The sequence below is a fragment of the Spirosoma agri genome, assembly GCF_010747415.1.
GTDB lineage: Bacteria > Bacteroidota > Bacteroidia > Cytophagales > Spirosomataceae > Spirosoma > Spirosoma agri.
Window position 1 is genome coordinate 1636426 of record NZ_JAAGNZ010000002.1, and the last position, 13570, is coordinate 1649995.

Annotated in this window: 13 protein-coding genes; all 13 read right to left on the bottom strand. The window is 53.4% G+C overall.

Annotated elements, in window-relative coordinates; genetic code table 11:
- Window positions 1–102: 102 nt before the first annotated feature.
- The gene (locus GK091_RS23375; RefSeq protein ID WP_164042562.1) at window positions 103–1644 is read right to left on the bottom strand and encodes a glycoside hydrolase family 32 protein; all 1542 of its coding nucleotides are present in this window, start codon (window positions 1642–1644) and stop codon (window positions 103–105) included.
- Between the two features lie 107 nt (window positions 1645–1751).
- The gene (metF, locus tag GK091_RS23380; RefSeq protein WP_164042564.1) at window positions 1752–2711 is read right to left on the bottom strand and encodes a methylenetetrahydrofolate reductase [NAD(P)H]; all 960 of its coding nucleotides are present in this window, start codon (window positions 2709–2711) and stop codon (window positions 1752–1754) included.
- Between the two features lie 20 nt (window positions 2712–2731).
- Window positions 2732–3034: a hypothetical protein gene (locus GK091_RS23385; protein WP_164042566.1), complete on the bottom strand. Its 303-nt coding sequence runs from the start codon at window positions 3032–3034 to the stop codon at window positions 2732–2734.
- A 17-nt stretch (window positions 3035–3051) separates the two neighbouring features.
- The gene (locus GK091_RS23390; RefSeq protein WP_246202363.1) at window positions 3052–3873 is read right to left on the bottom strand and encodes a phosphatase PAP2 family protein; all 822 of its coding nucleotides are present in this window, start codon (window positions 3871–3873) and stop codon (window positions 3052–3054) included.
- 84 nt (window positions 3874–3957) lie between these two features.
- A complete protein-coding gene (locus GK091_RS23395; RefSeq protein ID WP_164042568.1) occupies window positions 3958–4833 on the bottom strand; it encodes a phosphatase PAP2 family protein in 876 nt (291 codons plus the stop codon).
- Between the two features lie 20 nt (window positions 4834–4853).
- Complete coding sequence (locus GK091_RS23400) at window positions 4854–8186, bottom strand: UvrD-helicase domain-containing protein (protein WP_164042571.1); 3333 nt, start codon at window positions 8184–8186, stop codon at window positions 4854–4856.
- Between the two features lie 45 nt (window positions 8187–8231).
- Entirely contained in the window at window positions 8232–8744 is a 513-nt protein-coding gene (locus GK091_RS23405) for a hypothetical protein (protein WP_164043023.1), read from the bottom strand.
- Between the two features lie 33 nt (window positions 8745–8777).
- Window positions 8778–9905, bottom strand: a complete 1128-nt coding sequence (gene hisC, locus GK091_RS23410) for a histidinol-phosphate transaminase (protein ID WP_164042573.1) — start codon at window positions 9903–9905, stop codon at window positions 8778–8780.
- Window positions 9906–9932: 27 nt separating this feature from the next.
- A complete protein-coding gene (locus GK091_RS23415) occupies window positions 9933–10430 on the bottom strand; it encodes a peptide deformylase (RefSeq protein WP_164042575.1) in 498 nt (165 codons plus the stop codon).
- Window positions 10427–11611: an aminotransferase class V-fold PLP-dependent enzyme gene (locus GK091_RS23420; protein ID WP_164042577.1), complete on the bottom strand. Its 1185-nt coding sequence runs from the start codon at window positions 11609–11611 to the stop codon at window positions 10427–10429. The genes GK091_RS23415 and GK091_RS23420 overlap by 4 nt, the downstream gene beginning before the upstream one ends.
- A 20-nt stretch (window positions 11612–11631) precedes the next feature.
- Window positions 11632–12000 carry a type II toxin-antitoxin system VapC family toxin gene (locus GK091_RS23425; protein WP_164042580.1) on the bottom strand — a complete coding sequence of 123 codons (369 nt, stop codon included), beginning with the start codon at window positions 11998–12000 and terminating at the stop codon, window positions 11632–11634.
- On the bottom strand, window positions 11997–12239 hold the full coding sequence (locus tag GK091_RS23430; RefSeq protein WP_164042582.1) for a hypothetical protein: 243 nt from the start codon (window positions 12237–12239) through the stop codon (window positions 11997–11999). Before GK091_RS23430 ends, GK091_RS23425 begins: the two co-directional genes overlap by 4 nt.
- A gap of 29 nt (window positions 12240–12268) precedes the next feature.
- Window positions 12269–13558, bottom strand: coding sequence for a histidinol dehydrogenase (hisD, locus tag GK091_RS23435; RefSeq protein ID WP_164042584.1), 1290 nt, complete (start codon window positions 13556–13558; stop codon window positions 12269–12271).
- Window positions 13559–13570 lie beyond the last annotated feature (12 nt).

Consider the following 13570-nt stretch of genomic DNA (forward strand, 5'->3'; position numbering starts at 1 on the left):
CGACGGGTGAACCGCCCAATTTAAGAAAATTTAAGGGATATCGGGCAATAGACGCTGGCGAATGGGTCACTAGCCAGTATCGACCGGCCAATGGTCTACCCCTCATTTCCAGATCGGCTCCACGGAGCGAATCAGGACCGAGCGTAAGCCACTCCCGAAAAACTCAATACCCCGACTGTTGGGTTTTGGGAAGATCTGATTCGTCAGGGTCACTTCGCCATTATTGCCGAAAACCTCCACTGATGAACGATCCACCCAGATCTGTAACGAAATTCGGCCGTTCTGTGGTTTAAGCGGGGCCGTAAATCGTCCCGAAAACTCTTTTTTGAACGCTATCTGACCCGACCGGCTGCGGTCAACGTAGAGTTGCTGCTTCGCGGGATCATAACCGATCACCGTTTCTTCGCCTTTTCCCGGCAGAGCCTCTTCTTTTTTTACCCGCACACCCACGCCGGTTTTGTCCGCTTCCAGTTCGAGTTGTAAACAGTACGTATCGCCCGTGAGGTTGTTACTGGCCAGACTCTCGTTCAACTGGGCAACATCCGTTCCGGTCCATTGGAAACTCGTGCCAAGCAGCGGTTTCAATTCCTGAATGGGTTGCTGACGCAGTTCATAACGGACCATAGGGTCCTGCACTTTGGCTAGCCGCAGCTCGCGCGGCAAGGTCATCGTTCCCCGAAAAGGGGTTGTTGGAATATCGTTGGCGTATTGCAGATTGTTCATCCAGCCAATACTGATGGCCCCCCGATTGCCCCGTCTCGGTAAATTGTTATAGGTGATAGCCGCGTAGTAATCTTTTCCCCAATCGACATAGCGCAGGTCGCCCGATTTTGATTCGTTGATGAAGGTTGATCCATTAAAACGGCCTACGTAATACTGCATGCCCGAACCGCCAGCGGGCGCATTGTTTCCCATCGACAGCAAAAGTACCCACTTGCGTTCCATTGTGCCATCGACCGGGACTTCTACCAGATCGGGACATTCCCAGACCGTAGCTGGTGTGTCGGTCGCGGTAAATTCGCCCCCTTTGACCCAGTTCTTTAGATTGGTCGACTTATAAAACAAGGCTTTCCGGTCGGTGGGCAGCAGCACGACCATTACCCAGTTTTGGGTCGGCTCATACCAGAAAACCTTCGGATCACGGAAATCTTTCCGGTTCAGATCGATGACCGGATTCCCTGCGTATTTCGTCCAGGTGCGTCCTTTGTCCAGACTATAAGCAATATGCTGACTTTGTTTGTCTGGTTGAGCCCCCGTGTAAATAGCGACCATCGGTGTTTGCCCGGCCTGACCGAAGCCGCTGGTATTCGCCTTATCGACGACGCAGCTACCGGAGTAAATCATCGTTGATCCCTCTTCGGCGATGGCCGGCGGAAGCTCCTGCCAGTGAACCAGATCCCGGCTAATGGCGTGTCCCCAGGTCATATGCCCCCAGTGACTGTCAAACGGATTGTATTGATAAAACAGGTGATACTCCCCATCGTAATAGACCAGGCCATTAGGATCATTGATCCAGTTGGCGCGGGTTGAAAAGTGATACTGCGGACGGTAGGGCTGTTTATAGGTTGTGTCGCCGGTTGCACGCTGAGCCAGCACGGGAGTCATCAAGCCAAACACAAGCAATACCACAAGGGTACGAGTCATAACTAGTTACGTCAATAGAACAGGTCATTCGGTTGAACAACTCGGCAATTTGTCAATATTCCCCGTCTTACTGACAACTAAATTATCAACTGGCAATGTTATTTTCGTCAGAATAATTCGCGGGCGATTTTAACGATGTTATCGGATTTTCCCATAGTGTAAAAGTGAAGCGCTGGGACTCCGTAAGCGGCTAATTCACGACATTGCTGGATACTCCATTCCACGCCGACCTGTCGGGCCTGCTGGTCATTTTCGCAGGATTCGACGGCTTTTACGAGATCATCGGGCAGGTGCAGGTGAAAAATCCGGGGCAGTACCTGAAGTTGCTTGCGGGTGCTGATCGGCTTCAGACCCGGTATGATCGGTACCGTGATACCGGCCTGCCGACACCGTTCGACAAAGTCAATATACTTCTGATTGTCGAAGAACATCTGCGTCACGATGTAATCGGCTCCCTTGTCAATTTTCTGCTTCAGGTAGTGAAAGTCGGTGTCGTGATCAGCGGCTTCGAAGTGTTTTTCGGGATAAGCCGCTACACCAATACAGAAGTTGCTGGGAGCCAGTGGGGTATCTTCTTCGTGTAAGTAAATGCCCCGGTTCATATTGGCAACCTGTTCTACGAGTTCGCTGGCATAGGTATACCCGTTTTCTTTGGCCTTGAATGTCGAGAACGGTTTGGCCGGATCACCCCGCAGAACCAGTGCATTGTCAATACCGAGGTAGTGCAGATCGATCAGGAAATCTTCGGTCTCTTCGCGCGAAAAACCGCCACACAGGACGTGCGGAACGGGGTCGACCCCGAACCGGTGCATTATAGCCGAACAAATGCCGACCGTACCAGGCCGTTTGCGCGTCACGATCTTCTGAATGGTGCCATCGGGCATCGGACGCTCAATGTATTCTTCCCGGTGGTAGGTGACATCAATGAACGGCGGCTTGAACTCCATCAACGGCTCGATGTTGTCGAGCAGGTTTTTAAGCGTATCACCTTTGATGGGCGGAATCACTTCAATCGAAAAAATTGGTTTGCCGTTCGCGGCTTTCAGGTGATCGGAAATCTTAGTCATTCAAATAAACTGCTTACCCCTTATTTTGTATAGCGTCGAAGCCCTGCCAGATAAACGACGATGAGTAGCTGCGACGATAGAATGAATGCGATACAGGTAATAAGTTGCCCGCGTTCGGTTGTCACACTAGCCGAGACGATGCCCGTGGCAAAAGCGGCTGCGCTCAATGCCAGTAACCATTTACCAGCCCATCCCGCCAGTCCTTTTTTGTCAGTAACCCTCGTCTGGTCCACGTTGGACAGTAAATCCGTTCGTTCGAAACGCCAGACGATGCAGCCGAGCAAGGCGATAAAGAGGCCAATAATCAGAAAGATGACAGCCATCGGTCAACGTGTTAGGCTTAGCGCGAAAACACCAACAGTCGTGCGTTGATTCCAGTAGCTGAGCCATTGTTCCAGGGTTGGATGGTCAGTCGCCGGCTAATGCTATTCTGCTTGCTGACTTCGTGTACTTTAGGAATCCACCAGCCCGCCAGTGAGCCAAAGGCCGCCCCAACCAGGATGTCGCTCGGGAAGTGGTAGCCCGCTTCGTACCGCATCAGACTCGTCGTGGAGGCCAATCCAAGCATGACGATCCAGACGACGGGTTTGAGTTTGGAGTTCGGGTAATAATGCCGGAATAGTTCGGCGGCAAAAACGGCTGAAGCAAACGATGTTCCGGCATGGCCCGAGAAGAACGATTGCCGGCCATTGGGGGCCAGCTTCGGATCCAAGGGCGCGTCCGGATTGTATACATAAGGACGCGTGCGCAGAACAATATTCTTGACGGTCTGCTGAATGAGCGTTGGTAAGGCCAGCACTTCAACGTACATCAACGGGATCGTTGCCCAGCTTTTATGGCGTATCAGGGTTGGTACCGCAATCAATCCGGTCGCAACGAAATTGGCCGTGAGCGTCTGATCACTCAATCGGTATGCATTCGGTGACCACTTGTACGTAGCACTTCGGTCGAAGGCGTTGACCTGACTCCGGTCGAAACGACTCAGATCACCCTGGCTAAACGGCTGAACCTGTTGTTCCAGCAGAAAAGAGGCCGCGCCTGAGACCGCAACGATTCCCAGCAGCGTAGCATCGGTCTTCCAACTGAGCTGGTACGGATTGGGTCTGAGTCGGGGTACTGGTTCCGAAAGGGTATCCTGGGCCTGCGTAACTGATAGTTGCAAGACGAGCAGGAGGGAGAAAAGAGGGGATACGACTCTCAACGGGGCTGGTATTTATTGCGCAAATCTACGGATAAACCCAACACACTAGCGGAACCGGAGTCGAGCATAGACGCCGGTTGCCGAACCACTGCTCCACGGTTGCACATCGAGCCGACGGCCGAGGGCGCTCCGGTTCTTGACTTCGTGTAATTTGGGAATTCCCCAACCGACCAGCGAGCCGAAGGCAGCGCCTACCAGCAGATCCGAGTAATAATGCCGACCACTCTCGTAGCGCATAACACACGTTGCACTGGCCAGTCCGAGCGTACCAACCCAGACAACGGCCTTTAGCTTTGATTCAGGGAAATAGTGCCGGAAGACCTCACTCGTAAAAACGGCGGTGGCGAAAGCCGTAGTGGCGTGCCCGGAAAAGAACGATTGCCGGGCATCGCGGTTGAGTTTTTGTTCCAGCGGAACATCGGGATTGAAAACGAAGGGGCGGGGCCGCTGCGAAATCGCTTTCACCGTACTTTCGACGCCATTCGCAAATAACAGCGTTTCGAGGTACATGACCCCAATCGTTTTCATATCCTGCCGCATCGGTTTGGTGCCAAGTGTCAGCAGAACGGGCAGTGCCACGTTCGAGAATAGGGTAATGTCGCTGACCTTGGCAATGGACGGGTTCCAGTTGCGTGTAGCACTCCGATCGAAGGCATTAATATCATCGCGATTCAACGCGGCCACCTCGGCGGGGGTGAGCGGATCAACGGCTTTGTCGAGCAGTACCGACGTACCAAACGTGGCAACCCCAGCCCCGAGCAGGATTGCTTCTCGACCCGTGCTGAGCTGGTACGGTGAGTCGGAATACTGCGTTGTCCGTTGCTGGGAACTGGTCGTTTGGGCCGTACCAACCAGCGATTGCAGGGTCAGCCAAACAAACAAAAGGGGTGTTGAGCGAGTCAACCGGAAACCGAAAGCCATAAATTGAATGCGATAAACTGTTAAACAACCCGTACGACGGTTGGCTCGTCGGCCAGAAAAACCAACCGGCCCTCCACTTCGGGGAAGCCCATATCACGATATAAGCTGGTAAAATACTTGAGTGAGTTCGCCGGATCAGGCACTGGCTCCGCAGAAGGCCCCGGTACCGATTCGTACTGCACCAGGATGACGCTACCATCGGGGTAGTAAACAACGCGGTGCGGAGCCCCATGAATGCGTTTTTTACTCAAAATGCTGCGATCGGTATCGATGCGCAAAGCCGAATTGAACAGGGCTGACAACGTGGGATGCGTGATAATTGCGATCAGCGCCTGTTTCAAGTCCGCACATTCGGCGTTACGCACCAGCCCCTCGCTGACGAGTTGGCGCAACGTCTGGTCAATGCTTTCCGGTCCTTTAATCAGGCTCAGAGCCGCACAGAGTTTACGGTCCCGTTCGCGCGTGCGTTCAAACGTGGCGACATCAAACACCCGGTCAGCCTGCCGACGGAGTTGTAAATCCTGCCCCCGGTGACCGCTGATCACATCGTCCAACAAAATTTCGTCGCTGTCCGCAATGCGAACTGAATGCGGGAACGAGTCGGCACACAGGCTGATCTCGTAGCTCAACTGACCATCCTGCCACGCGCAGCCGCAGTTGCGGGCAACGTCACTATCGCGTAAAAAAGCGTGTAACCAATGACTAATTGTATTTTGTGCGCCCTTCGTGAAATCCTTGGCTTCGCTGACAATGTAGAGCCGGTCGGTAGGGCGCGTGAAGGCTACGTAGAGCAGATTCATGTTCTCCAAAAACGTACGCGTCAGCTCTTCTTCGTACTGAGCCGCGATCGGTTCGGGAGTGCCGCGTAGCTTGCTGGTTGTATGGGCTGGGGCCGACAGCAACCGGGCGAGCTGACCGGAACCGCTCTCGTGAGTCAGCATGTCCGTCCGGATCGAAGTCAGGTCGAGCCAGATCGTACTGTCGTTGATAGGTTCGACCCGCCAGTTCGCAAACGGGATGATGACGACGGGAAATTCGAGCCCTTTCGACCGGTGAATGGTCTGGATGCTAACCGCATTGTGCGCATTTCCTTCGACCGACACCTTCTGCCGGACGCCCTCCCAGTAGATCAGAAAATCGCTGAGGTGACCACTTCGCTTCTGATTGAACGTCAGCACTTCGTCCAGAAAACGGAACAAAAACGGGTTGTGCTCCGCCTGACTGAACAGATCGAATTGAGCTGTCAGCCGCTCCGCCAGTTCATAGGGGTTGAGTTGTCCCAGCGTATACGGATCGAGCGGGTATCCTTGGTCGGTCAGGTAGGTGTACACGCCCATTGCATCGCCCTCAGCCACAAGACGTAGTTCTTCGGTCAGCGCATCGTCCGGAAAAATCCCCCGCACAACGCGGTGGAAGAGGTAAAGTAACTCGTACCGCAGTAATTTCAGGTCCGGCTGTTGAAGCAGTTGCATCAGCGTCACGATCCACTTCACCGGGTCCGAGAATTCCAGCGACAGCGAATCGGCCGAAACCAGCGGAATTCGCTTGGCATTCAACTCATTGGCTAGCGCTTTGGCGTGGGTTTTTTTGCGGCACAGAATAGCGATGTCACCGTACCCGTAACCATCGGCCAGTGCCTGCTCCAGATGCTTGATGGTCTGTTCGAGCATCAGTGCGGTCAGGTCGGTATCGTCGTTCTCGTCTTTGGCAACGAAATCGATCTGAACGTGACCGGCCTTCCGGGCATTTGGCTGCGCTTTCTGATGAAACTGTTTGGTCGCGTCGAATACGTCAGCGAGTTTGGCGTGCTGGTGTTCGAATTTACGGGCGGTAAATTCGAAAAAGTCGTTGTTGAACACCACAATCGGCTCGGCGCTGCGCCAGTTCGTATCGAGCATTTCATCCTGTAAATGCCCGTCGAGCATGTCGATACGGTCGGCGGTCCACGACCCCGGATTGTGGGCTAGCTTGAGGCTCTCCAGATCTTTGCGGTGAAGCGCCACGATCTGATCCATATCGCCACCCCGGAACCGATAGATTGCCTGTTTCCCGTCGCCAACGGCCAGATTAAAGTGCTCAGCGCCCAGCGCGTTTTCGATCAGCGGCAACAGGTTCGCAAATTGCAGCCGCGACGTATCCTGAAATTCATCGATCAGGATGTGGTTGTATTTCGTACCAAGTCGCTCGTACAGAAACGGCACTGGTTCGGACGCGACAATGTTGAGAATTTTCTTGTTGAACTCCGAGATATGCACCCGCCCGTCTTTACGCAGCAGATCATCGAATTCGATACGCATCTGTTTCAGGAGCGCGAGTTTCTGGAGGTGCGGCAACAGGCAATCGAACAGGGTCACCTGCTGCGCGGTTTCGTCGCGCGTGGTCGTGATCTGCGTGATACAGTCGCACAAGTCAGCGGTCATCGCATCGATCATCGCCTGAACGGGCTTCGGCGTTTTCTTGCCGTACCAGTCGCCGTTATTGAGGGCGTTGTGAACCCGCGTCCCGGCTTCCTTTTTCGCATTCCCGTGGGCAACGGCTTTCAGATACCCACCGACCCCGCTGGCCCCGTAGCTAAAATCGGTTTCGTCGAGTCCCGCATCGGTGATCAGTTTCCAGGCCCGTTGTCCATGACCGATAATGGTTGTTTCGACTTGCTGATTATGAGTCAGTAACTGGGTTCGAATTTGCCGTAATGCGTTGGGCGATAGCTCCTGCGCGGCATTGACGGCCTCGTAAAACTGATCCGACGTGAGGTTCCGACCAAACTCTTTCAGCAGTTCGGGCAGTTGATTCCAGCTTTTCCCCTCGGCAGCCGTATGCGTGTAATACTCGCTCAAAATGGTCGTAATCTCGTCCATTTCGTCGGTGCCCGCCTTTTCGATGAGGTTATCGATGGCCAGTTCCAGCACTTCGTCGGTGTCCATCTCTACCTCGAACGAATAGGGTAGGCCCAACTCGTCCGTAAACGCCATAACGACCCGCTGGGTAAACGAGTCAATGGTGGTGACGCTGAAATCGGCGTAGTGGTGCAGGATGGTCTTGAACACCGCGTCGGCTTTCCGGCGCAGATCGGCTTTCGCTATCGCAAACGATTCGTCAGTAGCAGCATGAATACCATACAGTTCGGTGACCAGCTCGTTCAATAGCGGCAACTCTTTCCCGCCCGCAATGTCGGACAGGCGTTCAAGAATACGGTTCTTCATTTCGTTGGCAGCCGCGTTCGTAAACGTCACGGCCAGAATATGCCGAAAATAGCCGTCCTGCTCAGTTGGCCGCAAAGCCAGTTTGAGGTACTCTTTGGTGAGCGTATACGTTTTGCCCGACCCGGCCGACGAACTGTAAATCTTGAACATAGCAAGCTGAAGCCCGGCATTGATGAATAGTTGCCAGCTCCTTTTCTAAAAATTGTACCGCAGCCCTAATCCCGAATTCAGGTTCAGAAAGAACGGGGCCTGTAACAGCTCGACGTAAACGCCGGTTTCCAGGAAAAACGAATACGGTTTGCCGGTCGGAAAAAACTCCAGACCACCAATGCCCGATCCACCGATGGACAGGGCTTTTTCATAATCACCATTAAGCCGTGGCGGGTAATAGCGACGTGAATTGATCTGACCTCCGAAGCCGTAATACCCCCGGATGCTTTCGCTTTTGGTCAATGCCGTATGCCACAGATAATGACCCTGAACGGCCAGTCCCACACTTTTGTACTGGCCGGAACGATAGCTGCGGTTTGTCCCATACAGGCCGCCATACGTTCCGACGTTGAGGTCGAAGGCGTGGTTGTTGCCGAAATATTTCCGGACGTTTATGCCGGATGGATCACCAAGCCGAAATCCGACGGCCCAGTTGTTGTACTGCGCGTGTGCCTTGTTTGGCGTTGCTACCCAACCTGCAAGGAGCAGGGCTGTCATCAGGACTAATTTTCTCATAGAAATGCGTTCAGGTTACGAATTAGATACAAATTCCGGTTTGGTGGCCACTTCGCCTGTTCCTAACGGCAAATTAGCGGGCTGTGGTACACTGGCAAACGTATGCAGAACAGCCAGCAAACGCTCGTTTTCGCCGGGGAGACCAACGGAGATACGCAGACAGCCATCACATAGTTTCACTTTCGATCGGTCACGAACAATAACCTGCTGGTCGATCAGGTGCTCAAACGTTGCTTTCGCGTCGTCGAACCGAACCAAAAGAAAATTGGCGTCTGATGGATAAATATGCTGAACGGACGACAAAGAACGCAGATTCTCGGTCAAGACCTGTCGTTCGGTCAGAAGGGCAGTAACCATTTCGCTCTTCTTGGCTTCCTGATTCAGTGCTTCGAGCGCGAGTGCTTGGGTGGGAGCCGAAATGTTATACGGGGGCTTAATCTTGTTGAGTATGCCGATCAGTTCGTCCGAGGCAAAGCACATGCCCAGCCGCAAAGCCGCCAGTCCCCACGCTTTCGAAAACGTTTGTAAAACGACCAGATTCGGGTAGTTGTCTAATTCACTGGTCCAGGAACGGGAATCGGCAAAATCGATGTAGGCCTCATCCACGATGACCAGTGAATGATTGGCGGCTTCCAGAATGGTACGAATAGCCGACTCCTTTAGTAGATTACCGGACGGGTTATTGGGCGAACAGAGCCAGATCAGTTTCGTCGTCTCCGAGATCGACGCCAGCACCGCGTCCACGTCCACCTGAAAATCGGGTGTCAACGGGACCTTGATGATCTCGACATCGTTAATATTGGCCGAAACTTCATACATGCCGTACGTCGGGGGCATGATTAGGATCGAATCCGTACCCGGTGTGCAGGTCGCCCGAACGAGCAGATCAATCGGCTCGTCGGAGCCGTTACCCAGAAAAATCTGATTGGGCCGAACGCCCTTGATCGGAGCTAGCTTTTGTTTGATCGCCCACTGGTGCGGGTCCGGATAACGGTTGTAGTCACCCTGGGGCGTTGCCGAACCCAGCGGATTTTCATTGGCATCCAGAAAAACGCCCTCTTTGCCGGTATACTCGTCGCGAGCCGAGGAGTAAGGCGTAATGCTCAGAATGTGAGGGCGGAGGAGAGTAGTAAGCGTAAACATGAAAGAGAGTAACTAGCTGAAAATTGATTAGGCTGGCGTTGGTCGCCACCGGAATGATTGCGCATCGATGGCCCGCATGGTGCAAAGTACGCCGTTCAGATGATCGTATTCGTGCTGGACTAACTCGGATAAATGCCAATTCGTTATGGTCCACGTATGCGGCTGCCAGTTCTCGTCCCGATACGACAACGTCAAACTACGGTGTCGGCGTACGTGCACCAGTAAGTTTGGAAAACTCATGCAATCGTCCCATAGTTCATCCATTTCATCGCTGGCCGTTATTAATTCTGGGTTGATGATGACCTGCGGGCGATCAACGTTCAGGTAGATCAATCGTTTCAGGATACCCAATTGCGGGGCCGCGATGCCGCGCCCGAACTGGTATTTCGCCCGGATTTCTTCCATCACGTTGTGCAGATCGGCCACCCAGGCTGGCACCAGCGGCAAGTCCGATTCCAAAACCGGCTCGCAGGTCTCGTACAGGCGCGGGTCGCCCAAGAGTAACAGATCGGCGAGGTGTTTCATCCCAATATACGCGTTAACTGGTCAACGAGCGAATCGATTTCGTCTTGTGTGTTGTAATAGTGGGGCGAAATACGGAGGGCGGCTGTTGTCATTCCTTTGCGATCGAAATCCAGAATGGCCGCACCATGCGTACTGAGTGAGGTGTTGATTTGCTCAGTTTGTAAGGCAGTTCGCAGGTCGGCAGCTGGTTTACGATCGCAGGTCAGTGTGATGATACTGGCGAGTCGTTCACCTTCGTCCAGCAACCGTACACCCGGAAGTTGGGCCAGTCGGGGTGTTAATAACTCGACTAGTTCGGTGTTACGCCTGGCGATCACGTCGAGGCCGATGTTCAGCGCGTACCGATTTGCTTCGGCAGCACCCAGCATCAGCGCGGGGGAAAATTCCCAGTCTTCGAACCGTTTGGCCGTTGGCGCTACGCGGAAGGTATCGGCCGTTTCCCAGGACGCGCCACTGAGGTCAATGAATAGCGGTGCCAGTTGGCTGGTCAGTACATTGTCGGAAACATAAAGAAAGCCAAGGCCGCGTGGACCCCGCAGAAATTTTCGGCAGGTAGCCGTCAGAAAATCGCAGTGAATCTGTAATACATCGACGGGCAACTGGCCCACCGACTGGCAGGCATCGACCAGATAGAGTACGTCATGTTCCTGACAAAGCTGCCCAATGGCTTCAACCGGCTGGATCAGGCCCGAGTTGGTTGGAATGTGCGTAACGGCAACGAGTTTAGGACGAAGCGTTTTTATTTTCTGCGCCATGTCGTTCACCGAAACACCGCCCAGCGGATCATCAATAGCCCGAACGACTTTGATTCCGTATCGTTTCTGCAATGACAGAAAGGCAAGCTGGTTCGAGACGTAATCGTTGATGGTTGTCAGAATCACATCGCCCCGCTCAAACGGAATTGACGACAGGGCTCGGGCGTACGCATCCGTGGCATTGGCTGTTCCGGCAATGTGGTCGGCTGTCGTGTTCAGCAAATCCGCCGTAGACCTATAAAAGTCGTGAATGGCTTCTTTTCGACGTTCAGCCGCTTCGTACCCACCCATTTCGGCTTCCAGCAAAATGTGGCTGGTAATTGCATCAATAACCGGCTTTGGCATGAGTGCAGCCCCGGCGTTATTGAAGTGGGCAACATGCTGAACGCCGGGTGTGTCAGCGCGGATAGTAGAAAGATCGAACATGAGTGGGCGGTGAAAAGAATTCACAAAACGGAAGCCATCGGAATAATCTCCAGGCCAGCGATGTCATCAAAATCAGCGGTATTATTCGTCAGAATGGGTAGCTTATAGAGACTGGCGGTAGCGGCAATGATCGAATCGCCAAGCGAGCGTTTCCGCTGCTGACGTAACCGTATGGCTCCGGCAATGACGGCATTGGTAATTGGAAGTATAGACGTTGCCAGTATCAGCTGCTCCAATTCTTCCTTATCGACTGGTTTGAGACGATGATAACCCAAAACTTCGAGTTTTGTAATCAACGAAACATAGAGCTGTCGTCCGGCCAGAAAGTCCAGTAAACGGTCGTAATCGGGGTTAACCGCGTAAATGAGAATGTTACTATCAATTATCATTCCTCGCGCCCGTCAAGTACACGATCCCAACTGCGTACTTCGCGTTGCCATTCCAATGGATCTCCGAATGAATCAACTACGCCACCCCGAGACGCAATTTGCCGGGCAATATCAGCGAATGTCTGGTTTCGACTTTCCTCATTCCGCTTATCGATAAGTCTTGCGTTCAACTTGGGCAGCAGTTGCATCAGCAGGGCTTCATCTTCAGGCGTGTCAATTTCGATCAATAGCTGACTCATGGTTTCCGGTTTTTAGCAAGATAACAAAATCAGGCTGGATTTGCTTCGGCCAGACTCGCGAGCCGGAGACTGACGGCCCGTTTGTGCGCGTCGAGCGACTCAGCTTCGGCCATGGCTTCGACTACGGGGCCTAGAGCCTGTAAACCAGCAGGTGTAATATGCTGCACTGTGATCTTTTTTACGAAACTGTCCAGCGAAACGCCACTGTAGGCTCGGGCAAACCCATTGGTTGGCAACGTATGGTTCGTCCCTGACGCGTAATCACCGGCTGATTCGGGAGTGTAATTGCCAAGGAAAATAGACCCGGCATTCACGATCTGTTCTGCCACCGTTTCCGCGTTTTCGATGCTCAGAATCAGGTGTTCGGCAGCGTAGGCGTTCAACAGATCAATCGCGTCAGCCTGCGTATCGACCAGAATTGCCTTGCTATTTTCCAAAGCTTTGGTTGCCAGATCGTGTCGGGACAGTCTCCCCAACTGCGTTGGTAACGCCAGATTGACCAACTCGACCAGTCGTTTGCTGGTCGAAACCAGCAATACCTGACTATCAGCACCGTGTTCGGCCTGCGACAGCAAATCAGCGGCCACGAAAGCTGGAACTGCTGAATCGTCCGCGTACACGGCTACTTCGCTTGGGCCAGCGGGCATGTCGATGGCTATGCCCTCTTTGGCAACCAGCATCTTGGCGGACGTCACGTATTGATTCCCCGGCCCGAAGATCTTATAAACTTGCGGGATCGATTCTGTTCCATAAGCCATTGCGGCAATGGCTTGTGCGCCACCGATGCGAAACACCTTCGTGATACCAACCAATTTGGCGGCAAAATAAATGGCCGGGTGATTGCTGGGCGTGCAAAGTACAACCTCACGGCACCCCGCCAGTTGAGCAGGGACACCGAGCATAAGGACCGTACTGAACAAGGGAGCCGTACCACCTGGTATATAGAGCCCGACTTTTTCGATGCCCACGCTTCGACGCCAGCACGTTACGCCCGGCATCGTCTCGATCTTTTCGATTGGCTGTTTCTGCCGTTCATGAAACGTCCAGATGTTAAGGTAAGCCTGCTGAATGGCTGCCTTTAACTCATCGCTCAGCTGCGCTTCTGCCGCATCGAGTTCGTCCAGCGGGACTTCCAGACCCTTGACTGACAGGTCAATACGATCAAACTTTTTGGCTAACTCAACCAAAGCCGCGTCGCCCCCAGCACGCACCTGCGCCAAAATTGGAGCAACGGCCGCTTCGATCTGCTGCGTGGACTGCACCGGTCGGGCCAGTAAATCAGGCCATTCGGAGCGATCGGGAAAAGGGATGATCTTCATTTTTTTTCAGGA